The sequence below is a fragment of the Motilimonas sp. 1_MG-2023 genome (assembly GCF_030547455.1).
Taxonomy (GTDB): domain Bacteria; phylum Pseudomonadota; class Gammaproteobacteria; order Enterobacterales; family CBDFNC01; genus Motilimonas.
The window spans coordinates 39,087-63,706 of record NZ_JAUOPX010000014.1 but is presented as its reverse complement, the minus strand read 5'-3'; the positions used below and the strand labels follow the sequence as shown (position 1 = coordinate 63,706).

Here is a 24,620-nt window from a genome sequence, read left to right as displayed (position 1 = left end):
GCCTTAAATAAGGTGACGCCCACCATCTAGGTGTATAGTGCGGCCCGTAATATATTGGCTTTGCAGTAAATAGGTAACGGCGGCAACCGCCTCTTGCTCACCTGGAGTTAACCCCATTAAAGATTTAGCCAGTGCTTTCTTTTTGTACGCCTCATCATCACCTTGATTAAACATAAGCAAAGCAGGCGCTATGCTGTTTACTTTTACTTTAGGAGCTAACTTAGCGGAAAACGATAAGGTTAAATTAGCTAACGCGGCTTTACTGGCAGCATAAGCAATGTGTTTTTGACTCCCCTTTTCAGCCACATAATCGGTGAAGTGGATAATATCGGCCATACCGTCATTGGCCTGTAGTAAGGGAGCCAAAGCTAAGTTTAATTGATAAGGCCCTTGTACATGCACCTGCATCATCTGTTGCATCAGAGCGCCAAAATCATGGCTTTTTTTCTCTGCAGCCCAGTCTGATGCATTATGAATAATCGCTCTTAAATTAGTGACCTTCTGCTTCACTTGCGCAATAAATGTCTCGATGCCAACCTGACTAGAAAAATCAGCCTGAATACAAGTAACACCTAAGCTACGCAGCTGTCTTACCCCTTCTCGCTCAGTACGATAACTGACTATCACTTGAAAACCTTGCTGATATAAATCGTTTGCAAGGGCCAGACCAATGCGCTGCCCCGCGCCTGTGATCACTATGGTAGAACTCATTTAGACCCACTTATGTTTAACTTTTTTAGCTGCTATCGCGCTATTAATGCTTTCAGATTACGCTCTTAGGTAACGCCCCAGATATTGATGAACTCTTTCACCAAACAGCAACCTATGGGAGGTTTGAATGTAAGCAAACTACGCTGGTGGCAGTAAGCTGGTTCAATCTCTTTATAAAAAACAGATACAATGATTATGGACAATTTGATTCTAGTTTACTGATTAAATGAACAAAAATGAGATGGAGAAAATATTTTCTCGGCAAAGCTGATCCAACCCGCTTGCACACGCGTTTTATCTTTCGAAGGGTAATTGAAGTGTTTACACTCGATATTATTGCTGTATCGACCAGCCTAATGAAGCCCCTTCGCGATAGTTACTGTGGTTGCTAAAGGAGTAGCGAGACAGTAAAAAAAGCACCTGAATTCAGGTGCTTTTTGCTATCTAGCGTCTTTTTTTGCAGCCCATTATAAATCTTTTTACTGCAACGTTTCGTTGTCAACAATGAACACGCAGAGCACAGGAATACATACTATCTTGTTGATCCAAACTCGGGTTATCGACTAAGGGCTAAAACGCATCCCCACGCTCAACAATTTTATGTTCATTATCTAAGCGAATTAAGTAAGGCGTAGCAAACACTTGATACTGTTGAAATTCCTTATTGTCGAGATCAAACACTAAAGGGATCTTGATGTGATATTTATCCCTAAACGCTTCGGTAATCCCTTGATCAACATAAAAAGAGCTGATAAAGCCAACCCAATTAGCTTGCGGTTTTGCCGCTACCTGCTTATTCAGCTTAGCAATTTTTTCCTCACAGCCGGGAAAATGAGGCATTGGACAGAGGGAGTCGAGAAAAACAAGATTAACAGCCTCACCTTTATATTGTTGTAGTGAGATTGATTGTCCTGTGAGGCTAGTGGCTGAGAAATTATGGCTTTTATCACCCACATCAGGTCGCGCCAGAGCCACAGTAGAAGCAACAGTTAGTAACAGCGTTAACATTGATTTCATTGACTTTCTCCTACAGAAAACTGATTGGCAAAATCGATCAGCTGTTGGCCATTACCTGAAAAGACCACCTGACCTTGCTCCAACAATACATGATGCGGTGACTGCCAAACGTCATACTGACGAATCAGCTGAAACCCCTTATCTAATACAATAGGTTTAACGTCAGGGTAAAACTGTTGAAACTCACTCAACTGAGCAGGCGTAACATTGATTTGCGGCTGTACCCACACCGGACTAAATTGTTGGCTGAATGACTTAGGCAATGCTGCTAGCGTTTGCTCAGGGCCAGCGCCTTGATAGCTAGCCCAAACATCAAAAAATATCAGGTGAGTCGCGCTATCTAGAGATATAACTTCACCACTAATACTGGTTTGATCTGCTGCCGCGAACGCCGAAGTAGTGAATGCAGCAGAAGTGACGGCTGCTATCAGTATTTTATTGATTGCTTTCATTTTTTACTCCTGCGCCAAGGCGGCCAATCTATTACTTAACTCATCAGTGGCCAAAAACGTTTCATAAACCACCTCACCCTGCTTGTTAATCAACACTTGAAAAGGCGTTCCAACCACTTGATATTCAGCTGTTATATCCCCTTTTTTGTCAAAGATAACGGGTAAGGTATAGCCTTCTTCTTTAAACAGAGCTTGTACATTCTCTACGGAGTCATTTAGCCCAACGTTCACCGTCAGCACCTCTATCTCATCACCATACTCTTCTTGAATACGCTGTAAGTGAGGCATTTCAGCCTTACAATAGCTACACCAAGTGGCCCAAAATTTTAGATAAATAGGCTTCTTCCCTTTCAATTCACTAAAGTTAATAGCTTGGCCATTAATAGTGGTGGCATTAATGTTTGGCGCCATGTCTCCCACTTTAGCTAACGCAGAACTTGAGTAGGTCAGGCCTACTATCAGTAGCGTTGCGCCTAATTTTTTCATATTTATTTCCATAAAATCTCCTTTATTAATAGCTTTTACCAAGCCAAGTAGGCTTGCCAGACGAGGTACAGACCAGCAAGTGAAATAAGCAAACTAAGTAGTGTTTTGATGCGAACCAGCCAAAAGCCAGACTTAGGCAGCAGGGTAAGAAAGCCACTGAAGGTGCCCGCCAGAATAAGCAAGCTGCTCATACCAAAGGCAAAGACAAACATCATGCCCGCCCCCCAGCTGGGATTACCTTTTGCTGCTACAAACATCAGCAACATACCAAGTACAGGTGAGGTACAAGGAGCCATCACTAAACCAGATAGCGCCCCCAATACAAAAATTGATAGCTTCTTATATTTCTCGGAAGGTTTGATATGTGAGGCCACTGTCCATTGCGGTAACCGTAACCAGCCTTGCATCCAAGCAGCCATCAAAAAACACACTAGTGCCATAAATAGGAGTGTTGCAGGATGGCTGGAAACGCCACCAAAAAGCTGTCCTGTACTTGCAGCTAACATGCCGAGACCGGCATAAGAGCAAGCTAAACCAAGGACATAAATGATAGAAAAATAAAAACCAGTGCGTCGGGATGTCGCAAAATTTCCCACCAAGGAGACAGTGATCGGCAATAAGGGATAAACACAGGGTGTGATGCTAGTTAACACCCCAGCAAAAAAAACCATGCCTAACAGTAGCAGTGATAACTCATTCTGCATCAGCAGGGTTTGAATCATACTTTCCATTTCTTGCTTCCTTCAATTGGTCATTGAGTGCAAAGCTATCGAAACGGAAAGCGGTACGCTTGATATCGAGTTAAAATCTAAGCTAAATCGACATAAAATCGGCATGAAATAGTTTAAACAATTTAAAATCATACACTTAAAGATTTACAAAAAGTATTAATCGTTAGGTGATATGAGTCGAAATCATTATAATTTAAGCGCGTTTTAGGTTTAAAAAGAAGGAAGTCATGAGCCAATATCGGTTTGAAAAATTTCAATTCAATAGTAGTAATGGCGAACTAAGCAATGTTGAGAATGTGGAATCAACCCCACTTCAGCTGCGCTACAAAGTTAGCATTTTATTGAAATACCTTATCGACAACAGCGATCGTGTCATACCTAAAGATGAACTACTCGATCAGCTTTGGCAGCAAAGCGAGTACCGAGAAAACTCCCTCACCCAAAGCATTCGAGAGTTACGCAAAGCATTGGGGGACAAGGCAAGTGAGCCCAAATTTATAAAAACCTACCAACAACGCGGCTACCAATGGGTTTGCCCATTTGAAAACCAAACAGAAGCTGATCAGTCAGTTAACAACAATCAAACACCACACAGATTCAAATGGCTTAGCATAACGAATATGGCTCTTGCCTTAGTAGCAATCATGCTTCTTGTTTTGAGTTTTTTTGTCGTCAATTCAACAACCAGTGACACGGCCCAAACAACGAACCGAAGCTTACTGGTGCTGCCTTTTATTAATCAGACAGGAAATAAAACCATGGACTGGCTTGAGCTCGGACTCGCCGACATGGTGGCTAACGAGTTAGCAAGCCAAGGCTCGTTGCAAATTATTCCCCCGGCGATGGCCAATCGTTTATTTGCCGGCTCTGAACTAAGCTGGCCCCCCTTAGCTATCGACATTAGGGCCTTGCTGGCAAAGCAAGATATTGATAAAGCGCTACTGGCTAATGTACAACTTCACAAAGGGCAACAAGTTTTAGCATTTCAGATTATTTCGCAAACGGGTGGCGTACAACAAGGAGCGATGACATACACCTCCTTAACCAATGCTACCAACGCCGTTGCGAACCAGCTCCTACACTTATTATCCGGACAATCTGGCTCATTCTCGGTCATCTCAGAGGAAGAATCAGGAGCAAACGCTTTAGCTAAACAAACCTTAGCCAGAGGGTTGCAAGCAGCCCATACTACCGGCCAGATGGATGCGTTTAAATTCTTTCAGGCCTCGTATATTTTGGCGCCAAATCAAACCTGGAGTGCGGCATATATGGCCAAAAGCCAAGTATTAACAGGAAGCTGGCAAGAAGCTGAAACAAATATGTTAGCGCTTATTGAAGACCCGCAACAACAGCCCTCTTTGTTAGCTTTTGTTCATTACTGGCTGGCTGAATTAGCTTTTCGTCGCGGCGATCAAGCTGAGTTAACGAAGCAAATCGCGATGGCGCAAACATTAGCAGAGCAGAGCGGTAAGCACGATATACTGATTCAGGTTTATCGACTGAGGGCGCAACAAGCCTGGCACAAGATGCAATGGCAAACTTATCAACATTGGATAGAACAAGCTTCTGCTTTATTTCCGCAAGAGAATGACTTGGAAATGCAAGCTGACAGGCTATTTTATCTAGGTAATCCACCCGCTCACGGGCCAGATAAGTCACCAGAGACGCATTTACTTTTAGACCAAGAACGATTAGAGAAAGCACATAACTTCTACCAACAGTTGGGTAATCAACCTAAAATAGCCGACAGCCTGTTTGCCATTGCACAAAATTACAATGTTGCCATTGCTAGACGACAGCAGGCATTACAGCAAGCAATAGAATTATATAAACAGTTGAATCAGCCATTTGAACTGGCCACCGCCCTTGCTTACCAAGGCTTTGTATTCATTCAGCTCAAACAAGGCAAGGCCGCGCAAGGGCCATTATCGGCAGCACAGAACATTAGCCAAACCCTAGGCGCAACAGCGCTTGAGCAAACCATTCATTTCTACCTTGCTTTCGCGCAGCTAGACCAAGGGTTAGACCAAAGCTCTTTAGGCCGTCATGGACAAAACAGAACCGCCATCTTAGGGGCTATTGCTGATTTTAAATCATTACTCCCCAAGTTAGCTTTAAGCGCCAATCAAGCCAATACTTTGTTTATGCTAGGTTGGGCATATTCAGACTTGGGCCAATATGACCAAGCATTAGATTATTTGAAAAAGGCTGAATTGAATTATCGACAACTCAAGCTCAGCACGTCTTTGGGCTATAGCCGTTACAGTCAAATGCGTATCTATCTTGACCTTGCCGACTTTGACGCAGTGATAGCCTTAGGCAATGCGAATAAAGCAACCACTAAGCTGGAATACACTTACTTGGCGCGCGCATATTATGAAAAAGGGCTGTATAAAAAAGCCAGTACTACCCTACTGAATTTGAAACAAGCGTTGCCAACACAATGGCAAAACCAAGACGCGCAACGCTTGGCTACTTATCAAGCTGCAACGGTTTCCCAAACAAAAACAGAACTGCCAGCAGAGCCTGTCGCCCATGGGGTTTATTGTGAATCAGACTGGCTGGTGGAAAAGGGTTAAATCATCAGCATATTGTATTCGTTGGATGAACGAGCACCCAACGAATGACTGTATCAGAGGTAGGGTTTCACTAAATCAACCATCATATCTATATGATCAGGGTTATCGTTTAGTGCTGCGATGTAACGATAATGCTCACCACCCGCTTCCATGAATACATCTTTATTTTCGTGCACCATTTCTTCTAGTGTTTCTAAACAGTCAGCACTAAATGCCGGACAAACCACCGCCACATTCTTCACTCCTTGTTCAGCCAGCTCGGTTAAGGTTGCATCGGTATAAGGCTTGAGCCACTCCGCTTTACCAAAGCGCGATTGGAAACACGTTTGATACTGCTCTTTGCTCAAACCAAGCTTTTCAACGACTAAACGGCTGGTTTTCATACACAAACAATAGTAAGGATCACCATTATCAAAAAACTGCTTTGGCATGCCGTGATATGACAAAATTAGCTTGTCCGGCATACCATGTTGTTCAAAGTCAGCGGCCATTGAGTTAGCTAACGCTTGAATGTAGAGCTCATGGTCATGATAGCTATTGATAAAGTGCAGCTGCGGCACAAAACGCCACTTATTCAACTCTCGACTCACCGCATCAAAAGTAGAACCGGTAGTCGGGCCTGAATATTGCGGGTACAACGGCAACACTACAACGTTTCGGATACCTTCCTGCTGAAACTCTTGCAGTACCTTCGCCATATCAGGCTCGCCGTAACGCATCGCCAACTTCACATTGGCATTGAAGCCTTGCTCAGTCAATTGTGCAGCCAGCTTGTCACGCTGATTTTGGCTATGAACCAACAACGGCGAACCACCTTCCATCCAAATGCTTTGATATAACTTAGCCGATTTCGCTGGGCGCACCCGTAAGATAATGCCGTGAAGAATAATCATCCACACCAAACGCGGTATTTCCACTACCCGCGGATCAGACAAAAACTGCTTTAGATAAGGGCGTAAAGCCGCTGCCGTTGGCGCTTGAGGCGTACCTAAATTGGTTAATAGTACACCTGTGCTGGCCGATAGCTTTTCATGGGCATTTTCAGTTAACGCTGTAAATCGAGACAAAGCTTTTCTCCAAAAAACGGCAATTCATATTTAGCCGCTACTTTAAAACATCATTTTAACCATAATCTTAAATTAATGGTGTAATTACTCCTACGTTACTTCAACATAGATTTTAATGCCTGCTGAAAACTATCACTACTTGGCTTAGTGGTACTGGTAAAGTGTTTCACTTCTCTGCCATCGGCACTGACTAGATACTTATAAAAGTTCCACTTCGGCGAAGCCGATTGCTTAGCTAGGTGCTGAAAAATAGGATCGGCATTTTTACCTCGAACCGACACCGGAGCAAACATATTAAAGGTCACACCATAATTGATGTAACAAACCTTAGCGGTGTCCTCTTCTTCTTTATTCTCTTGGAAAAAGTCATCGGAAGGAAAGCCAAGCACCACTAAGCCTTGCTCTTTATATTTTTGATGCAACTGCTCTAACTCTGTGAACTGCGGGGTAAAGCCACACTTACTGGCGGTATTCACGATCAGAACGGTTTTGCCTTGAGTAAGCTCACACAAGTTAATCTGCTCGTCTGAATTTAACTTTTCTTTTGACACATTTAAAAAATCGAGGCACTGCGCCCCAGCTGTTGTGCTCATGACAAGACTTCCTATAAGCAATATTTGGTTTAATAACTTCACGATGCTCTCCCCATTAAATTTGAGCTTTCTCTTATATTAAACTCAAGAGAAAGCTTATCTCACTGAATGATAGAACGAATTTACCACTTATTAGGATCAGTGTTAGCACAAAGACGGAAGTAGGATAAAACTTTCAACTCGAGAAGCTGATCACATTGCTGAGCCACTACGTAATAACCGACGAATACGCAATAGGAACCACAAGATGAAATTAGCCTTATTTCCACTGCCAGTCTTTCTTTTACCTGGCGGGAAAACCCAGTTACGGATTTTTGAACCACGTTACCAGCGTATGGTGTCTGAATCGTTAAAAAACCAAACCGGATTTGGCTTATGTAGTTTTGCGGATGTCGCTCAGCAACAACTGATGCAAGCAGGAACCCGCGTTGAAATATTTGATTTCGATCGCTTCGAAGACGGCACCCTCAGTATTTCCATTGAAGGGAAAGACCGCTTTTGCATTGACAACTTCACAACCGATAAGGATGGATTACGCCAAGGAAAAGTAACGCTACTAGAAAACTGGCCGCCCAGAAAAGTGAGTAAAGAGCACCAATTTGTTGCCGACAGTCTTGCCAAGTTATTGCGTGACCACACCCTATATCAGCAACAAGATTTACAGCAACCACTGCAAGACTTAACTTGGGTCTGTCAGCGCTGGCTAGAACTACTGCCAATGCCAGCACAAAAAAAGCAGAACCTATTTATGCAACTGAAATTTGAAGGCTTGTTACAGCTCATTGACGATGTTTTATTGCAACAAAATGATCTAAGCCATTAACAATGGCGTATTGGTTTTCTAGTGGGTGCTGCTTGTACTTATCAGTTTGCACCGTTGCAGCTTTACATCATCAGCTAAGAGCATAAAATCATGTATCAAACTAGTCAGTTAGCGGATGCCAACATTAAAAAGCCAGACCCAAACCTCGATATTCAGCCTGAGCTGAATCAGCACTTGCTTGCCGTTGCAAGGGATCAGGACAAGGCCGCATTTGCCAAATTGTTTGCCTTTTTTGCACCCAAGATTAAAGCATTTGGCTTAAAACAATTTCGACAAGAAGCGTTGGCAATGGATTTAGTGCAAGAAACCATGAGCTTAGTCTGGCGCAAAGCCCAGCTCTACAGCCCTGACAAAGGCAAGGCGTCCACTTGGATATTTACCATTATGCGTAACTATAGCTTTGATATGCTTAGAAAAATAAAGCATAACAAAGAAGATAATTTAAGTGATGACCTGTGGCCATTATACGAAGAGGCCGACGCTGAGCCGGACCATGAGGACGACCACTTAATGCGTGCTCAGCTAATTCAAGGGCTGGATACCTTACCGGCAAAACAAAAAGAAGTGGTCGAGGCGATTTATTTAAAAGAGATGACCCATCAGGAGCTTGCTGAACACTTAAAAGTGCCCTTAGGCACAATTAAGTCCCGACTACGCTTGGGGTTAGAAAAGTTGAAAGAACAAATGGAGCAGCATAATGATTAAACATCATCCAGAATCTACCATGATTCAAGCGTTTACCGCTGGTGAGTTACCCGCTTCTCTTTCAATCGCGGTGAGTATTCACTTAGACTTATGTCCGCACTGTAAAGCCATTGCAGCAAAAATGACCCAAGCTTTAGCAGATGAAGAATTTAACGAAGAGCTTGATTTATCTGCTAGCGAAGATTTTTCTGCCATGATGGCGAACATCACGGCAGAGCCTGTTACCCACCAGCCAGCGCCGGTTAAAACGGCCACTACAATAAAAGTGGAGCAAAAAGTTTATACTTTACCGCACGCTTTGAATAAGTTTGCGGATAGTAAATGGAGCGGCCTAGGTAATATTCAACGAGCCCGGCTTCCCCTTGAAGAAGGTGAAGTTCATGCTAGCTTGCTGCAAATAGGCGAAGACAGCGCGATACCACACCATACCCATAAGGGATATGAGTTAACTCTACTTTTGGATGGCTGTTTTGAAGATGAGTCGGGTCGCTATGAAAAAGGTGACTTTATTATCTTAAATGGTGAGCATCAACATAGTCCTTATACGGCTGAAGGTTGTTTGTGTTATACCGTGTCCAATGCACCGCTGCATTTTACCTCTGGTGTGAGCAAACTGCTTAATCCTATTGGGCGTTTTTTGTACTAAACCATCCAAACAACTATTGGCTAGGTTGATGTTGCTTAATAATGAGCATTACTAACTCAAATTAACATCATATAAAACCAACCTAGCCGAGCCATCCCACACTAACACACTCTGGTTATTGCTTTTTATCCTTAGCAAGGCTTCAATTAACTCATTCAAGCCTATTTAGCCAATAACGACTAGCGATAATATGAACAGCGCCAAACAAATCTTAATTGTTGATGACGACACTGAAATACGTGAATTACTGCAACAATACCTCGCAAAAGCAGGGTTTGCCGTAACCACTGCCGCTGAAGGCATCGAAATGTTTCAGCGTTTAAATGAGATGGTGCCCGATCTTATTATTCTCGACATTATGATGCCCGGAGATGATGGCTTTACCCTATGCCAAAAAATTCGCCGTGATTCTAACGTGCCGATCATCATGCTCACCGCTAGCTCAGACGAAACAGATCGAGTGATTGGGTTAGAAATTGGTGCCGATGATTATATCGCGAAACCTTTCAGCCCCCGTGAGTTACTGGCCCGTATTAAAGCCCTGCTGCGACGTGCGCAGTTTAGTGCCAGCAGTGGTTCACGTTATATTCATTTTGCTAATTGGCGGCTTGATACATTAAAGCGTAGCTTAACAAGCCAAGACAAAGAAGAGTTGGAGCTATCGGGTGCCGACTACAACCTGCTGATGCTGTTTTTACAACACCCCAATCAAATACTCGATCGCGATACTATTTCTGATGCCACCCGCGGCCGCGAAGCACTGCCGATGGAGCGTGGCATTGATGTACAACTCAGTCGGCTACGCCAACGCTTAGGGGACAACGGCAAAAGTCCAAAACTAATAAAAACCATCCGTGGCGCCGGCTATGTGCTGATAGCAGAAGTGAAACATGAAGGCTAGTTCCCACCAAATTGCCCAGCTTTGGCGCAATTTATGGCTTAGCCTTTGGCCTAAGTCACTGCTTAACCGAATGGTGATCATCATCATTTTTTCCGTGGCGTTAGCCCAAGGTATTAGTAGTTTTATTTGGGTTAATTTATTCACTACGCAAGAGAACACCGCCCTGCAAAGCAACGCCGAACAGTTGGCCAATAGCGCAGCGAGCACGGCCAGTTTCTTTAAAAAATTACCCCTCGAATTTCGTCACATCGTGCTAGACCAACTGCGAAATATGGGCGGGTCGCGATTTTTTGTGTCGTTAAATAGCGAAGAAATTATCATCAACCCAATCGCCGACTCGCCACAAAAAACCTTAGTCATAAATAAGATGGACGAAATTTTACGGCATAAGTTAGGGCCAAGTTATCCGATAAAAATAGAGTTTTCGCGGCCAAATGAACTCAAGGTGCTGAATAACGACACCTTACTAACCGATTTACCACCGTCTTGGGCCAGTTACTCACTACTCACCAGTAAACTCAACTTACCTATTTTGGTGCTGCAAATTGAACTATCCAGTAACGAATGGCTATATTTAGCGGCGCTGATGCCACCCCCTTATATCGTCGAGCAAAAAGACCTGATCCCCAGCCCACAACTCACTACCATCATCTTAACCACTATCTTTTTGTTGTTGTTTACTTTTTCACTGTTTCAGTGGCAAACACGGCCTCTGGCTCGATTGGCCCGCGCCGCTTCTGATATGAGTATCGACTTACACCAAGCGCCATTAAAAGAAGAAGGCGCGTTAGAGTTGCTAACCGCCACTCGCGCCTTTAATAACATGCAACAAAAGCTGCAGCGCTATATTGCTGATCGAGAATCGTTATTTAGCGCTATCTCTCATGACTTAAAAACCCCGATTACTCGATTGCGCCTGCGCGCTGAATTGCTCGATGATGAAGCAAAAATCGAGAAATTTAATACCGATTTAGATGAATTAGAACTAATGGTGAAGGGGGCGCTGCAAACGGTAAAAGATACTGATATTCATGAAAACATAACCGAAATTGATATCTTAAAACTGGTCCACCAAGTATGTGAAATTTACCCTGAGCAAACTAAAATAATCGGCCATTATGTGGCTCCCTATCGTGGTAAACCACTAGGCTTAAAACGCTGCCTGACCAATCTAGTCGACAATGCTATCAAATATGGTAATAAAGCGGTGATCACCCTAATGGACATAGGCGATAATTTACATATCACCATTCAAGATCAAGGCCCAGGTATTCCTGAGCAAGAGCTTGAGCGCATTTTTAGCCCTTATGTGCGCTTACACAGCGAAGAGCCTGGCTATGGTTTAGGCTTAGGCATAGTGCGCAATATTGTGCATGCTCATTGCGGTGATATTGAACTCACCAACGCCAGTGATGGCGGTTTACTAATAAAGTTACGCCTGCCTCGCAGTCATTACTCGGAGTTATAATGAAACGCCTGTGCCTATTGTTAGGATTACTTTGCCCATTAAGCTATGCCGGCAATGTCGAGGTATTACATTGGTGGACTTCAGACAGTGAAACCAAAGCCCTAAATTTAATTAAGCAATCATTAGTCGATCAAGGCCATCAGTGGCGAGATTTTGCCGTTACCGGTGGCGGTGGCGACAGTGCCATGACCGTGTTGCGCACACGGGCAGTATCCGGCAACCCTCCCGCCAGCGCACAAATTAAAGGGCCAGAAATACAAGAATGGGCCTCGTTGCGCTTTTTATTGCCCCTAGATGACTTAGCCAAAGAGCAACACTGGTCGACCCTTTACTCGCCAACAGTATTAGACTATTTGCGCTACCAAGATAGTTTTGTCGCAGTGCCATTTAACATTCACCGGGTCAATATGCTGTGGCTTAATAAGGCTATTTTTGACGAGCTCAAGTTAACGCCACCAACCACTTGGGCCGAGTTTATTAACACCGCAAAAATCATCGAAGCAGCCGGTTATATTGGCTTTGCTCATGGCTTACAGCCTTGGCAAGATACGTTATTGTTTGAATCGGTTGCTATCTCGGTGCTAGGCCCAGACTTGTACCGTGCCATTTTTGTTCAGCATGATCCTAGTAGTTTTCAATCAGCTAAATTAGTCGCGGTATTTGAACAGTTTCGAGCCTTAAGAAACCTAGTAGATGCTCAAGCTATCGACCGAAACTGGGACCAAAACACCCAATTATTGATAGCAAAGCAAGCGGCAATGCAAGTGATGGGTAACTGGGTAAAAGGAGAGCTGAGCTTACAACAACAAAGACCCAATGAAGATTATTACTGCGTTCCCGCGCCTGGTACTCAAGACACCTTTGCTTATAACATCGATACCTTTGTATTTTTCAAAAAACATCAACAACCCGATAACCAGCAAGCGCAAACCGCCCTTGCCAAAAGTATTTCAGGCAAAGAATTACAGGTTAAATTTAACCAAATAAAAGGCTCAATTCCGGCACGCCAAGACATCAACCCAGCACTGTTTGATGCTTGCTCACAACAAGATATAAAAGACTTTAGCCAGCTAACTTTATTACCATCGTTAGCTCAAGGTATGGCCAATACAGGATTAACCCAAAATGCCATAGTGGATGTGGTTAGCCACTTTTTCAACAACCCTAAGATCACCCCTGAAAAAGCAGCCCAGCAGCTGATGGTGGCAATAGTCGCCACTCAGTCATAACAAATCTAGCAGGTTAATTATCTTGGTCGTCTTCCTGAAAGTCGTCACCCAATTCAATCCAAAAGCCGATACCAATTAAAATTAAACTGGTTAGCCAAGTGGCAGTGTTCCCTATAGGGCTGTTTAGCACTATCATCGCGAAGGCAAAAAAGCCCAAACCAGAATACAGGTTTAATCGCATAATTTGCTGTAACATATCGGCCTCCTTAGTGATATGCTGCTCCCTATTAAGTCTAATGGCTTTTTTGCACAAAAGTTGCGCAAATTAAAAATAAGCAGGCAAGACTAAAAATAACCCATAAGCAACGTAATCATTTCAAAACTGGTGAATAAACCACCGTTTTATAGTATAAAAAGCAGTAAAATGAGCGATATATTTCAACAAGCAGATCATCAATTAGACGCCATCGGCCTACGTTGCCCTGAGCCTGTAATGATGATCAGAAAAACCGTGCGTAAACTCACCACAGGCGAAACCTTGCTGGTGATCGCGGACGACCCCTCTACTACGCGCGATATTCCCAGTTTTTGTCGCTTTATGGATCATGCTTTAGTGGCCAGTGAAACGGAAAATCAACCGTATCGCTACTTGATCAAAAAGGGATAGTTCTCTTTTTAATCAAGGATCATGCTGCAATCTGTGATTCACTCAAAGAAATACCGCTCTCAAGGGGATAGAACAATAATCGCTCTATAAACCCGACGCCATAAAAGTTATACTTGCGCGTATTTTTTTAAGAAAAGCAGCTAAGCCAATATGCAAAAATTCGATATCAAGACCTTTCAAGGCCTGATCCTTGCGTTGCAAGATTATTGGGCACGCCAAGGCTGTGTAATTGCACAGCCACTCGACATGGAAGTGGGTGCAGGTACTTTCCACCCGTTAACGTTTTTACGTTCAATTGGCCCTGAGCCAATGAGCAGTGCGTATGTGCAGCCATGTCGCCGTCCTACCGATGGCCGTTACGGTGAGAACCCAAACCGTCTGCAACACTACTACCAATTTCAAGTAGTACTGAAGCCATCGCCAGATAATATTCAAGAGCTATACCTAGACTCATTAGAAGCGATCGGCATCGACCCTTCTATTCATGATATTCGCTTTGTTGAAGATAACTGGGAATCGCCAACCCTAGGCGCTTGGGGCTTAGGCTGGGAAATTTGGCTAAACGGCATGGAAGTGACTCAATTTACTTACTTCCAGCAAGTAGGTGGCCTTGAGTGTTCACCTGTGACCGGTGAAATAACTTACGGCTTAGAGCGTCTTGCCATGTACGTACAAGGCGTCGACAGCGTATATGACTTAGTATGGGCTGATGGCCCAATGGGTCGCGTAACCTACGGTGACATTTTCCATCAAAACGAAGTTGAGCAATCTACTTTCAACTTTGAGCACGCTGATGTTGATGCGCTATTTGCTGCCTTCGACCAGTGTGAAAAAGAAAGTCACGAATTAATCGAAAAAGGCCTGCCTTTACCCGCCTATGAAAAAGTGATGAAAGCCTCTCACTACTTCAACTTGCTAGATGCTCGCCACGCGATCTCGGTCACCGAACGTCAGCGCTACATTTTACGCGTGCGCACCCTATCAAAAGCGGTAGCAGAAGCATATTACGCAGCGCGTGAAGCCCTTGGCTTCCCACTTTGTAAAGACAAGGCGTAGAGGACAACATGGAAAATCTATTAATTGAAATTGGTACCGAAGAGTTACCACCAAAATCACTACGCAAACTGGCCGAAGCCTTTGCTGCTAACTTTGAAACCGAGTTAAGCAACGCTGAATTAACGCACCAAGGGGTACGCTGGTTAGCCTCACCTCGTCGTTTAGCCTTAGTGGTTAGCCAACTACAAGCAGCGCAAGCAGACAAAATTGTTGAAAAACGTGGCCCAGCAGTAAGTGGCGCATTTGATGCTGACGGTAACCCAACTAAAGCAGCACAAGGTTGGGCGCGCTCAAACGGCATTAGCGTTGAGCAAGCCGAACGCTTAGTCACTGACAAAGGCGAATGGTTACTGCACAAAGCAGAAGTGAAAGGTCAGCCAGTATCGGAGCTGATCCCAGCATTTGCAGCCAGTGCCTTAGCTAAACTGCCAATCCCAAAACCAATGCGTTGGGGTGCAAAAACCACGCAATTTATTCGCCCAGTACACACAGTAACCATGTTGTACGGCAGTGAATTAATTCAAGGTGAACTATTAGGTGTGGCATCCGATCGTACTATTCGTGGTCATCGTTTCTTAGGTGAAGGCGAAATGACCATCAATCATGCCGATGAATACGAAAACCTATTGGACATGAAAGGTAAGGTAATCGTTGATTACCAACGTCGTAAAGATGCCATACGCGAACAAGTTGATGCCGTTGCCGCCCATGAAAATGGTGTTGCCGATATCGATGAAGATTTACTGGAAGAAGTAAACTCGCTGGTGGAATGGCCGGTGACCATGGTTGGTTCATTTGAAGAGAAGTTCTTAGACGTGCCGTCTGAAGCGCTGATCTCAACCATGAAAGACAACCAGAAATACTTCCCAGTATTAGATAAAGACGGCAAGCTGATGCCCCGCTTTATCTTTGTTTCTAACATCGTTAGCCGCGATCCGAAACAAGTGGTAGAAGGTAATGAGAAAGTGGTTCGTCCACGCTTAGCAGATGCTGAATTCTTCTTTCATACCGATAAGAAAAAGACCCTTGCAAGCCGTTTAGATTCACTTTCAACCGTGTTGTTCCAACAGCAGCTAGGTACGTTAAAAGAGAAGTCAGAGCGCATTGCTGATTTGGCGCAGTTTATCGCTGAAAAAATTGGTGCTAATAGCCAACATGCACAACGTGCTGGTTTACTGTCAAAAACCGACCTAATGACCGAGATGGTTATGGAGTTCCCTGACGTACAGGGCGTGATGGGCATGTACTACGCAAAACACGATGGCGAAGCCAACGAAGTAGCACAAGCGCTTAATGAGCAATATATGCCGCGCTTCTCTGGCGACCAACTACCTAACTCATTAATTGCTTGTGCAGTAGCACTGGCTGATAAGCTTGATTCGCTGGTCGGTATCTTCGGTATCGGTCAAACGCCAAAAGGTGACAAAGACCCGTTTGCCCTGCGTCGCGCAGCGATTGGTGTATTACGTATTATCGTAGAAAAAGACCTACCACTGGATCTTAATGACCTAGTAGATGCCAGCGCTAAGCTATACGGTGACAAGCTAAGCAATCAAAATGTCGCTGTTGAAGTGGTTGATTTTGTTTTAGGTCGTTTCCGCGCTTGGTATCAAGAAGCCGGTGTTGAAGTTGACGTGATCCAAGCCGTGCTTGCGAACCGCCCAACTAAGCCTGCCGATTTTGACAAGCGTGTTAAAGCTGTGAGTCACTTCCGCAGCCTAGACGCAGCTGCTGCACTGGCCGCGGCGAACAAGCGAGTGGGTAACATTTTAGCGAAAAATAACGCGCCCGCTGACGGCAAAGTAAACACTGAGTTGTTACAAGAAGCCGCTGAACAAGCACTGGCTAGCCAAGTAGCCGAGCTTAGCGTTGCGCTAGCACCTTTGTTTGCCAAAGGTGACTACCAAGCTGCCCTAACTGAACTAGCAGGCTTACGCGAAAGCGTAGATGCCTTCTTCGACTCGGTAATGGTCATGGCTGACGATGAAGCTCTGAAACAAAACCGTTTAGCACTGTTAACCCAGCTACGCGGCTTGTTCTTGCAGATTGCTGATATTTCACTATTACAAGGCTGATAACAACCTAAGGTTGATTACCTGACGCGATCATAGTGACTAAAACCCGATCATCGTATCGGGTTTTTTTATGTCATCATTTAGCGCTATAGTGATAACGTATTTTCAAAACGCGGATAGCGCGCATTCTCTCTATAAAATAAGGACACACCATGATTAACGTTGGCGATAAACTACCTGAAGCAACTTTTTCTGTATTAACTTACGAGGGCATGGAAAACACAACCACTGCTGACCTATTTGCTAATAAAACAGTCGTACTTTTTGCTGTACCTGGTGCATTTACCCCTACTTGTTCAGAATCTCACTTACCGGGCTACGTAGTATTGGCGGATCAAATTAAAGCCAAAGGCGTTGATAGCATTATTTGTTTATCGGTAAACGATGCGTTTGTGATGCAAGCGTGGGGCGAGATGCAAAATGCCAATGAACTGATCATGCTCGCTGATGGCGATGCTAGCTTTACCAAAGCCATTGGCTTAGGTAAAGAAACCGGCAGCTTTGGTGGTTACCGCTCTTCACGTTACGCGATGATCGTAAAAGATGGTGTCGTAACTCACCTAAACGTGGAGCCCGAAAAAACGTTCGGCGAATCAAGTGCTGAAACCATGTTAGAATTGCTATAAGAATAAGTAGCTTGTGTTTGCATAAAACGAGGTTAAGAAGTAAAAAGCAATTATTGCCGGTTGGATAAAATGTCAAAGGCATTCAAAAGAATGCCTTTTCGACTTTTACAAACCCAGAAAAGTAGATATTCCATCCATTACCAAGTTAGGCCAGATGCAGATCCGCTCACAGGCGCTGGAACCGCTATTTTCTTTGACACAAATTCATAAGTAGATAGCCAGCTACCACCAGCACTACCTTGAGGGGCGGCATCATACCAATCCCATCCCATAAATATAAGTTTGCCAGAACCAATGTTCACCGAGAAAACCGTCGCATAAGTAGCATCAGCTTCATAAACAACGGTACTATTAGGAATTGCTGCAATCGTGGCTTTTGCCACACGAGTTGTCGCACTCAAATTATCTAAAGATGCAGGAGCCCCCTTGAAATCTCCCGCTGAAGCCACTGCACTAAGGGTGCTAGAGCCTGATGCCGAGCCATTCGTTGTTAATGAATAACCGAAAAGGCCATTAATTAAATTAACGTCTTTTGGAGTCGATCCCCCATGCACCACCATTATTCCTCCTCCATGAACAAAATTAAAAATACTGGTCTGAGTTGGAGCATCAAGTGCAGTAATTAAATTCCCATTCTGTTGCTCAGGGAAAACAAGCATATCTTTACCTACCAGCGCAGCGGCAAAAACCCCTGAGGTACCAGTAAGGGTAGTAACGGTATCACCATTATTAACCAATGATGCTTGTAGATTGGCCGCCTCTTCAGCTGTATCAACATAGCCTGAATCAAAATATAACACGACTTCAGCAGCTTGAAGGTTAGTTATGCAAAAGCATGAGAGAAGGAAGGAGTACTTTAACATATTAATACCTTTATACATTTTGAAGCTGCAAGAATGCAATTTTCACGCCCCCTATGTCAAGTTTTCAGTCTAATATTAAGCGAGCAAAGATCTATTGAATGTGAGGCTATTATTCGGCTATTTATGACCGAAAAACTGTAATTGAACAACTCAATCAGGCAACACAGGAATCGGGAGTTTTTCTTCCTCACTCCCATTGTTGAGACTTCCAGTTTTTTCACGGCAAAAAGCCAAGAATAGTAGTACTGGTAGGATTAGCACACATAAGAAATTACTTACATCCCGAAAGGGCCGAATAACAAAAAGAGTCCAATCACCAGCGAAAGAAGGTACATAAACATGCCCACTTGGTAACAACACCCTCAGCAATTCAGAACTTGCCAGTAGTTGCGACATTATATAGTAACTAGATACGCATGTGTTTATAGTAACCCCTACACAAAGTACAGCAGTTCCCCAAAATAACGCTTTCAACCTGCGACTTGCAAACATAAAAATCAAGAGCCAGTAAATAGGTAAACCTAGGGTGAATGCCATAGTGACACCAAGGGGTTGATAAGCAAAATCCGTTAGCTTGAGTTCTGGTTGATAACTATTATGCAAGTAAGGATACTCAGCTTTAAATAAGCGACTAGAAACTCCCCACTCATTTTGTTGATTTTTTACAACTTGAGCTTGTATATCTTTGTAATTAAACTCAATCCATACTTCATTCACACTCATCGCAGCTGGAATGACAACACTGCCAGCCAAAAATTGCCAAAATAAAACTATTGGAACAAACCAAATTAGGCATTTCTTTATTGGTGGCATTAAAGAATGCAGCGGTTTTCCTTTGGTGAGTTCAGAAGTTGCTGTCTGCCTGTTTGCCCAAAGAAGAAAAAAGAGGGTTGTTACTAGCCCCAGCAGGAATGGTAAAACTTGATAGTGTAGGATGTTAAAAAGCGGCCTATCTAAAATAACCAGCCCATACAGAAGAACGACTAAGCGTAAGATGTTAGCACCCTCTATAACTACAATAGCTAAAATTATTCCAAATACGCGCTTTTGCCAAGTAACAGGAAAAGCTAAAATTGCAGCTACCGCCGTCCCCAAAAACATTAAGGCACTACATTCCTTTGTAACATCGATGGCATGACGATAATCTTTCCAATAATAGACACTCCCATTTTGACGAACATTCGAGTCAATTATCCCCAACATCTCAGCTGTCACGGTGGCTAAGAGCAAACAAAAATCATCAATAGCGGGCTGTGATATGGGCAATTTCAATATAATAAAGACCATAAAAAGGCAAAAGCTAAGTTGTAGTAGGTAAGTTTTCATCGTGTGACCTAAGAGGCACCAAACTCAATAATCTTGAAACAATTGCGATATTTAATCATTATTGAATAGAAACTCTGAAAGGGTGCGAACACTCCTGTAATTGTTAACTTAGCAGGCATATTAACATGTAAACAGATAGATACCTTAAACTGATTGCAACCACATCAGCAAGACACTGCAATGGATATATCAGTTAACAATTTAACAGTTAAGGCCCTTTATGTCAGACAATTTCTTATTATTTGATGTCGACGACAGAGACGACATTACCGATAAAGTACTGCCATTATTTAGCGACGGCGTATTACCTAAAGCATGGACAGCGCACGATCCCGCTCAATTTAATCCTGAAAGCCGTGTTTACGTGTATATTAGCGATGAGCAAGTTCCCAACATCATAAATGCCGCGCTAATGGGAGGCTGGCACTTAGCCATTTTACCTCACCCAAATGCCAGTTATGCACGGCGAGGCTTTTGTCTAGAAAGCAATTTAGAAAAAGCGATTAAGGCAGCCGAGCAAGCTAAAGAACAAAAAGTTGATGTGCTGCGCTGTAATAACGAAATAGTATTAAGCTCAGTGGTACTTGGTCATGGCTTTAGTTTACGACCGGGAGGACAAAGCCATGTGTGGCAGGAGCGGTTAAATAAAGCATGGGACAACATTCGTCATGTTAATAACTTCCTACCAAAACGCTTAAGTTTTTCAACTGCTAATGACAGCACCTTTACTACCGCGGCAGTTGGTGTCGTTGTCGTCGAACATGCCCATGGCTCTATGCTATCTCGTAACATATTACCCGATAGCCATATCAATGATGGCATGCTTCATACCATGATTTTAGCGCCGCGCAGTGTGATGGAAATATTGAGTTTCTTTATTAAGTCGTCATTTAACCGTGTGATGAAGCAACCCGATTTTCTCGGTTTGGTTAAAACTAAGACCCTTACCATTAGCAATAATCAGCAGCTCGATTATGAAATTGACGGCCGTAGCATGACAGCAGAACAGCTGGTTATCGACACCGAACCACGCTGTTTAAGTCTGCTAGTGGGTGAATCATTGCCCATATCTGACAATGCCCAGAGCAGCAAAGAGCAACGTAAAGTGTCACGCCTACCCGCTGGCGAGGCCATTACCGCGATGGCAGCCAAACCTTTGTCTCTGATCGCTCACGCAGCGCCAGAAGAGTTTAAAGACCTTTACCAACTATTACGCGAAAATGCGACAGCTTCACCAGCGTTTTTAACTTTAATGGTACTATCAACCCTCCTCGCCAGTATTGGTTTATATGCCAGCTCGGCACCGGTGATTATTGGCGCTATGATCCTAGCACCACTAATGGCGCCGATTATTTCTCTGGCAATGGCAATGACACGACAAGATCCCAGCTTACTCGTGTGTAGCTTAAGAACATTAGCGACAGGCCTATTTATGGCGTTACTGTTTTCATCCTTTGCCAGTTTTATTATGCCGATGGAGGTGGTTACCGCAGAAATAGCGGCGCGTCTCAGCCCTAACTTACTCGATTTGGGTGTGGCCGTGATATCAGGCATAGCTGGTGCTTATGCCCATGCACGAATTGATGCTGCGAAAAGCCTCGCAGGCGTCGCCATTGCCGTCGCCTTGGTACCACCATTAGCAGTGACGGGAATAGGTTTAGGTTGGTTAGATTGGCATGTCGCCTGGGGGGCGCTACTACTGTTTTTAACTAACTTAGCCGGCATTGTATTTGCCGCCTCTTTAACATTTCTTACTTTGGGCTTTGCTCCCTTTACCCGAGCAAAGAAAGGGCTAAGTATCGCCCTATTAGCAGTAGCCATCGTCAGCATTCCTTTGGTGTTTAGTTTTATGCGCTTATCGGAGGAAGCGAAAATAGTACAAGCTTTGGAAGGAAAGGAAATTGGCTCAGTGATACTGCGCCATATTCAAGCGCGAGCGAATGAGCCTATCGAGCTTTCTTTACAAATTGTTACACCTGCGGCATTAACTGGCGCAGGCTTAGATACCATCAAAGATGTCGTAGAGGGTAAATTGAATCGTGATGTCATTATGGAAGCGCAGGTAGTGATCCGCCGCGAGTAAGTACAAGTCAGGGTAGAATAATCACGCCATAAAAAAAGAGCGACTAAATTAGTCGCTCTTGCTCTCTCACAGACCTAAACGTCTAAGCTAAAACTACTCCGTAAGTAACCGACGTGCTGCGTCGACTACCACACTAATTGCACGATGCTCAGTCCCTTTCATCAATGACTCATCAGGTATTTCTTGCTGGGTTCGATTAATAATAACCCCCGCAACACAACCCGACTTCAACCCTTGGCTGGCACACATGGTAAATAATGTAGCTGACTCCATTTCGAAGTTTAGTACACCCATTTGTTGCCACTCAGCCATTGAGCCTTGGAAACGCTTAACTACGCGACCAGAGAAAGTGTCGTAGCGCTCTTGACCTGGGTAGAAAGTGTCACTGGATGCCGTGACACCGACATGAACATCAGCACCCGAGGCTTTTGCTGCCGCAACCATCGCCGTTGCGACATTGAAGTCAGGAACCGCTGGAAACTCCATTGGGGCAAAGTGCGAGCTCGCGCCATCTAAGCGCACCGCACCACTGGTTACAATCACGTCACCCACATTAATATGCGGCTGAATCGCACCGGTTGTGCCAATACGCAAGAAAGTACGTACACCGATCTGAGCCAGCTCTTCAACGGCAATAGACGTTGATGGACCACCAATACCTGTCGAGCAAACCACCACACTATGACCATCAAGCTTGGCTAGGAAAACTGTATATTCACGATGGGAGGCTAAAAATTTTGGCTCATCCATTAAATTCGCAATACGCTCTACTCGCGCAGGATCACCCGGAATAATCGCTAATGTTGCCCCTTCAATATCGGCGGCATTGATACCTAAATGGAATACATTCTGTGTGCTCATGGTCTCTCTCCAAGACATATGTTCAAAATATAAATTTACTTAAATGAGCCTAGTGCAATTGTCTGCCCGATCACAAATTCCTTGCTAATGATTTATATATTTCACATGTGAACCAAATATGTTGCTAAGAGCTATTATGAAAGCGAGATTCGATAGCTCAGCTGAAGCCCCTCTAATGTTCCACGTGAAACATGTTTCGAAGAGCGAGTTCTATTGCCTGCTTCAATGGCTCCGTTTGTTTCACGTGGAACACAATCGACATGACTTCTAATGCTATTTCCGCTATCTTCTGCACTCATGATTTTTCGGTAATAACTCCCTTTCCGGTAGGTTCAATATATGTCTTTCTCATCTTTTGGTAACAAGTTCACCCGCCACTCTGGCATCACACAACTGATGGATGATCTCAATGAAGGGATACGAGGTGGTGACGACATTCTGATGCTAGGAGGCGGTAACCCTGCATCGATTCCAGAGGTTGAAACCCTGTTTAAGCAGAAGCTAACGGAACTCAATGAATCAGGCGCCTTAATTGACGCCCTAGGCAATTATGATGGACCACAAGGTAAAGATACATTTCTAAGCGCCCTCGCCGAGCTATTCAAAGATTTATATGGCTGGGATATCAGCAGTAAAAATATCGCCCTTACCAACGGCAGCCAGAATGCCTTTTTCTATTTGTTTAATTTGTTTGCGGGTAAGTACAGCGATGGCAGCCACAAAAAAGTACTGTTCCCATTGGCTCCCGAATATATCGGTTATGCCGATGCAACATTAGATGACGAAGTATTTGTAGCAGCAAAACCCAGTATTGAGGAGTTAGACGATGGCCTATTTAAATACCACGTCGACTTTGAGCATTTAGAGGTCGGTGATGATATTGGCCTAATGTGTGTTTCTAGACCAACTAACCCAACAGGTAATGTTGTTACAGACGAAGAGTTAAAAAAGTTGGATGCAATAGCCAAAGCTAAGGACATTCCACTTATCATTGACAACGCTTATGGCACGCCTTTCCCAAACATTATTTTTGAAGATGTCACTCCGATTTGGAATGACAATATCATTCTCTGTTTAAGCCTATCAAAACTTGGCTTACCCGGCGCGCGTTGCGGCATAGTGGTGGCAAAAGAAGAGACCATTACTGCCCTCTCTAACCTATCAGGTATTATCGCCCTATCGCCAGGAAGTATTGGTCCAGAACTAGCTCTGCCCTTTATCCAAGATAAGAGCATTATCTCGATAAGCGAAAACATAGTTAAACCTTTTTACCAACAACGCGCGATGCACGCAGTAAAACTCTTGCAAGAACAAATAACCGTTCCCGGTTTTCGAATTCATAAACCAGAAGGGGCGATTTTTCTCTGGTTATGGTTTAAGGACCTGCCAATAACTTGTGAGGAGCTATATCAAAGATTAAAGCAAAAAGGCGTATTAATCGTTCCTGGCCATTATTTTTTCCCTGGTTTAGAACAAGAATGGCAGCATACACATGAGTGTATTCGCATGAATTATTCACAAAAAACAGAAGATGTAGAAAAAGGTATTGCGATTATCGCGGCGGAAATTAATGCTATTTATGCGGAATAGAATGGCTAACTTAGTTAGCGTATCACCCGCTTTGTTCGCAGAATAAGTTCAGTTCCGACTCCAAACTTTGGCCTTGAGGGAGCGAAATTTATCATCAAAAAATATAGTTTTTTGTCTACTGTTTC

The 24,620-nt window shown here is 43.8% G+C and carries 24 protein-coding genes; 13 read left to right on the top strand and 11 right to left on the bottom strand.

The window, feature by feature from the left end; genetic code table 11:
* Positions 1-3: 3 nt before the first annotated feature.
* From folM to Q4519_RS09660, 5 genes are all read right to left on the bottom strand, one after another.
* Positions 4-711 carry a dihydromonapterin reductase gene (gene folM, locus Q4519_RS09680; RefSeq protein WP_303511826.1) on the bottom strand — a complete coding sequence of 236 codons (708 nt, stop codon included), beginning with the start codon at positions 709-711 and terminating at the stop codon, positions 4-6.
* A 570-nt stretch (positions 712-1,281) separates the two neighbouring features.
* A complete protein-coding gene (locus Q4519_RS09675) occupies positions 1,282-1,728 on the bottom strand; it encodes a peroxiredoxin (protein WP_303511825.1) in 447 nt (148 codons plus the stop codon).
* Positions 1,725-2,180: a hypothetical protein gene (locus Q4519_RS09670; RefSeq protein ID WP_303511824.1), complete on the bottom strand. Its 456-nt coding sequence runs from the start codon at positions 2,178-2,180 to the stop codon at positions 1,725-1,727. Before Q4519_RS09670 ends, Q4519_RS09675 begins: the two co-directional genes overlap by 4 nt.
* A gap of 3 nt (positions 2,181-2,183) precedes the next feature.
* Complete coding sequence (locus Q4519_RS09665) at positions 2,184-2,678, bottom strand: TlpA disulfide reductase family protein (protein ID WP_303511822.1); 495 nt, start codon at positions 2,676-2,678, stop codon at positions 2,184-2,186.
* 23 nt (positions 2,679-2,701) lie between these two features.
* Positions 2,702-3,397 (bottom strand): cytochrome c biogenesis protein CcdA, encoded by a 696-nt coding sequence (locus tag Q4519_RS09660; protein WP_303511820.1) that lies wholly within the window; start codon positions 3,395-3,397, stop codon positions 2,702-2,704.
* Between the two features lie 227 nt (positions 3,398-3,624).
* On the opposite strand from Q4519_RS09660, the gene Q4519_RS09655 reads away from it, so the two are divergent.
* A complete protein-coding gene (locus tag Q4519_RS09655; protein WP_303511819.1) occupies positions 3,625-5,976 on the top strand; it encodes a winged helix-turn-helix domain-containing protein in 2,352 nt (783 codons plus the stop codon).
* 53 nt (positions 5,977-6,029) lie between these two features.
* Here the strand turns inward: Q4519_RS09655 and hemH are convergent, their stop codons facing one another.
* Positions 6,030-7,043, bottom strand: a complete 1,014-nt coding sequence (hemH, locus tag Q4519_RS09650; protein ID WP_303511817.1) for a ferrochelatase — start codon at positions 7,041-7,043, stop codon at positions 6,030-6,032.
* 95 nt (positions 7,044-7,138) lie between these two features.
* The gene (locus Q4519_RS09645) at positions 7,139-7,636 is read right to left on the bottom strand and encodes a glutathione peroxidase (protein WP_232802085.1); all 498 of its coding nucleotides are present in this window, start codon (positions 7,634-7,636) and stop codon (positions 7,139-7,141) included.
* A 247-nt stretch (positions 7,637-7,883) separates the two neighbouring features.
* On the opposite strand from Q4519_RS09645, the gene Q4519_RS09640 reads away from it, so the two are divergent.
* From Q4519_RS09640 to Q4519_RS09615, 6 genes are all read left to right on the top strand, one after another.
* Complete coding sequence (locus Q4519_RS09640) at positions 7,884-8,459, top strand: LON peptidase substrate-binding domain-containing protein (RefSeq protein ID WP_232802086.1); 576 nt, start codon at positions 7,884-7,886, stop codon at positions 8,457-8,459.
* Between the two features lie 90 nt (positions 8,460-8,549).
* Complete coding sequence (locus tag Q4519_RS09635; RefSeq protein ID WP_232802087.1) at positions 8,550-9,164, top strand: sigma-70 family RNA polymerase sigma factor; 615 nt, start codon at positions 8,550-8,552, stop codon at positions 9,162-9,164.
* Positions 9,157-9,810 (top strand): ChrR family anti-sigma-E factor, encoded by a 654-nt coding sequence (locus Q4519_RS09630; protein ID WP_303511815.1) that lies wholly within the window; start codon positions 9,157-9,159, stop codon positions 9,808-9,810. The genes Q4519_RS09635 and Q4519_RS09630 overlap by 8 nt, the downstream gene beginning before the upstream one ends.
* A 190-nt stretch (positions 9,811-10,000) precedes the next feature.
* Entirely contained in the window at positions 10,001-10,711 is a 711-nt protein-coding gene (locus Q4519_RS09625) for a response regulator (RefSeq protein WP_232802089.1), read from the top strand.
* Positions 10,701-12,179, top strand: coding sequence for an ATP-binding protein (locus tag Q4519_RS09620; protein ID WP_232802090.1), 1,479 nt, complete (start codon positions 10,701-10,703; stop codon positions 12,177-12,179). The genes Q4519_RS09625 and Q4519_RS09620 overlap by 11 nt, the downstream gene beginning before the upstream one ends.
* Positions 12,179-13,408 carry an ABC transporter substrate-binding protein gene (locus Q4519_RS09615; protein WP_303511814.1) on the top strand — a complete coding sequence of 410 codons (1,230 nt, stop codon included), beginning with the start codon at positions 12,179-12,181 and terminating at the stop codon, positions 13,406-13,408. Before Q4519_RS09620 ends, Q4519_RS09615 begins: the two co-directional genes overlap by 1 nt.
* Positions 13,409-13,421: 13 nt before the next feature.
* On the opposite strand, the gene Q4519_RS09610 is transcribed toward Q4519_RS09615, so the two are convergent.
* Entirely contained in the window at positions 13,422-13,604 is a 183-nt protein-coding gene (locus tag Q4519_RS09610) for a hypothetical protein (RefSeq protein WP_303511813.1), read from the bottom strand.
* 168 nt (positions 13,605-13,772) lie between these two features.
* On the opposite strand from Q4519_RS09610, the gene tusA reads away from it, so the two are divergent.
* The 4 genes from tusA (at position 13,773) to Q4519_RS09590 (ending at position 17,772) form a co-directional block, all read left to right on the top strand.
* The gene (tusA, locus tag Q4519_RS09605) at positions 13,773-14,015 is read left to right on the top strand and encodes a sulfurtransferase TusA (RefSeq protein ID WP_232802093.1); all 243 of its coding nucleotides are present in this window, start codon (positions 13,773-13,775) and stop codon (positions 14,013-14,015) included.
* A 150-nt stretch (positions 14,016-14,165) separates the two neighbouring features.
* A complete protein-coding gene (gene glyQ / locus Q4519_RS09600) occupies positions 14,166-15,071 on the top strand; it encodes a glycine--tRNA ligase subunit alpha (RefSeq protein WP_232802094.1) in 906 nt (301 codons plus the stop codon).
* 8 nt (positions 15,072-15,079) lie between these two features.
* Positions 15,080-17,146, top strand: coding sequence for a glycine--tRNA ligase subunit beta (gene glyS, locus Q4519_RS09595; RefSeq protein ID WP_303511811.1), 2,067 nt, complete (start codon positions 15,080-15,082; stop codon positions 17,144-17,146).
* A gap of 152 nt (positions 17,147-17,298) precedes the next feature.
* Positions 17,299-17,772 carry a peroxiredoxin gene (locus tag Q4519_RS09590; protein WP_303511809.1) on the top strand — a complete coding sequence of 158 codons (474 nt, stop codon included), beginning with the start codon at positions 17,299-17,301 and terminating at the stop codon, positions 17,770-17,772.
* A gap of 137 nt (positions 17,773-17,909) precedes the next feature.
* Here Q4519_RS09590 and Q4519_RS09585 read toward each other — a convergent pair whose 3' ends face one another.
* Entirely contained in the window at positions 17,910-18,653 is a 744-nt protein-coding gene (locus Q4519_RS09585) for a hypothetical protein (RefSeq protein ID WP_303511807.1), read from the bottom strand.
* Positions 18,654-18,785: 132 nt separating this feature from the next.
* Positions 18,786-19,961 (bottom strand): exosortase/archaeosortase family protein, encoded by a 1,176-nt coding sequence (locus tag Q4519_RS09580; protein WP_303511806.1) that lies wholly within the window; start codon positions 19,959-19,961, stop codon positions 18,786-18,788.
* A gap of 220 nt (positions 19,962-20,181) precedes the next feature.
* Between Q4519_RS09580 and Q4519_RS09575 the strand changes: the two genes are divergently transcribed.
* Positions 20,182-22,044 carry a TIGR00341 family protein gene (locus Q4519_RS09575; protein WP_303511805.1) on the top strand — a complete coding sequence of 621 codons (1,863 nt, stop codon included), beginning with the start codon at positions 20,182-20,184 and terminating at the stop codon, positions 22,042-22,044.
* A 93-nt stretch (positions 22,045-22,137) separates the two neighbouring features.
* Here Q4519_RS09575 and udp read toward each other — a convergent pair whose 3' ends face one another.
* Positions 22,138-22,905 carry a uridine phosphorylase gene (gene udp / locus Q4519_RS09570; RefSeq protein ID WP_233054707.1) on the bottom strand — a complete coding sequence of 256 codons (768 nt, stop codon included), beginning with the start codon at positions 22,903-22,905 and terminating at the stop codon, positions 22,138-22,140.
* A gap of 339 nt (positions 22,906-23,244) precedes the next feature.
* On the opposite strand from udp, the gene Q4519_RS09565 reads away from it, so the two are divergent.
* Positions 23,245-24,495, top strand: a complete 1,251-nt coding sequence (locus Q4519_RS09565; protein WP_303511804.1) for a valine--pyruvate transaminase — start codon at positions 23,245-23,247, stop codon at positions 24,493-24,495.
* Positions 24,496-24,620 lie beyond the last annotated feature (125 nt).

Coding starts and splice junctions, on each gene's coding strand:
- Q4519_RS09580 (WP_303511806.1), bottom strand. CDS start 19,961: ATGAAAACTTACCTACTACAACTTAGCTTTTGCCTTTTTATGGTCTTT.
- Q4519_RS09670 (WP_303511824.1), bottom strand. CDS start 2,180: ATGAAAGCAATCAATAAAATACTGATAGCAGCCGTCACTTCTGCTGCA.
- Q4519_RS09565 (WP_303511804.1), top strand. CDS start 23,245: ATGTCTTTCTCATCTTTTGGTAACAAGTTCACCCGCCACTCTGGCATC.
- Q4519_RS09590 (WP_303511809.1), top strand. CDS start 17,299: ATGATTAACGTTGGCGATAAACTACCTGAAGCAACTTTTTCTGTATTA.
- Q4519_RS09585 (WP_303511807.1), bottom strand. CDS start 18,653: ATGTATAAAGGTATTAATATGTTAAAGTACTCCTTCCTTCTCTCATGC.
- Q4519_RS09635 (WP_232802087.1), top strand. CDS start 8,550: ATGTATCAAACTAGTCAGTTAGCGGATGCCAACATTAAAAAGCCAGAC.
- glyQ (WP_232802094.1), top strand. CDS start 14,166: ATGCAAAAATTCGATATCAAGACCTTTCAAGGCCTGATCCTTGCGTTG.
- Q4519_RS09640 (WP_232802086.1), top strand. CDS start 7,884: ATGAAATTAGCCTTATTTCCACTGCCAGTCTTTCTTTTACCTGGCGGG.
- folM (WP_303511826.1), bottom strand. CDS start 711: ATGAGTTCTACCATAGTGATCACAGGCGCGGGGCAGCGCATTGGTCTG.
- Q4519_RS09660 (WP_303511820.1), bottom strand. CDS start 3,397: ATGGAAAGTATGATTCAAACCCTGCTGATGCAGAATGAGTTATCACTG.
- Q4519_RS09620 (WP_232802090.1), top strand. CDS start 10,701: ATGAAGGCTAGTTCCCACCAAATTGCCCAGCTTTGGCGCAATTTATGG.
- Q4519_RS09665 (WP_303511822.1), bottom strand. CDS start 2,678: ATGGAAATAAATATGAAAAAATTAGGCGCAACGCTACTGATAGTAGGC.
- udp (WP_233054707.1), bottom strand. CDS start 22,905: ATGAGCACACAGAATGTATTCCATTTAGGTATCAATGCCGCCGATATT.
- Q4519_RS09645 (WP_232802085.1), bottom strand. CDS start 7,636: ATGAGCACAACAGCTGGGGCGCAGTGCCTCGATTTTTTAAATGTGTCA.
- Q4519_RS09575 (WP_303511805.1), top strand. CDS start 20,182: ATGTCAGACAATTTCTTATTATTTGATGTCGACGACAGAGACGACATT.
- tusA (WP_232802093.1), top strand. CDS start 13,773: ATGAGCGATATATTTCAACAAGCAGATCATCAATTAGACGCCATCGGC.
- Q4519_RS09675 (WP_303511825.1), bottom strand. CDS start 1,728: ATGAAATCAATGTTAACGCTGTTACTAACTGTTGCTTCTACTGTGGCT.
- Q4519_RS09630 (WP_303511815.1), top strand. CDS start 9,157: ATGATTAAACATCATCCAGAATCTACCATGATTCAAGCGTTTACCGCT.
- Q4519_RS09610 (WP_303511813.1), bottom strand. CDS start 13,604: ATGTTACAGCAAATTATGCGATTAAACCTGTATTCTGGTTTGGGCTTT.
- Q4519_RS09615 (WP_303511814.1), top strand. CDS start 12,179: ATGAAACGCCTGTGCCTATTGTTAGGATTACTTTGCCCATTAAGCTAT.
- Q4519_RS09625 (WP_232802089.1), top strand. CDS start 10,001: ATGAACAGCGCCAAACAAATCTTAATTGTTGATGACGACACTGAAATA.
- Q4519_RS09655 (WP_303511819.1), top strand. CDS start 3,625: ATGAGCCAATATCGGTTTGAAAAATTTCAATTCAATAGTAGTAATGGC.
- glyS (WP_303511811.1), top strand. CDS start 15,080: ATGGAAAATCTATTAATTGAAATTGGTACCGAAGAGTTACCACCAAAA.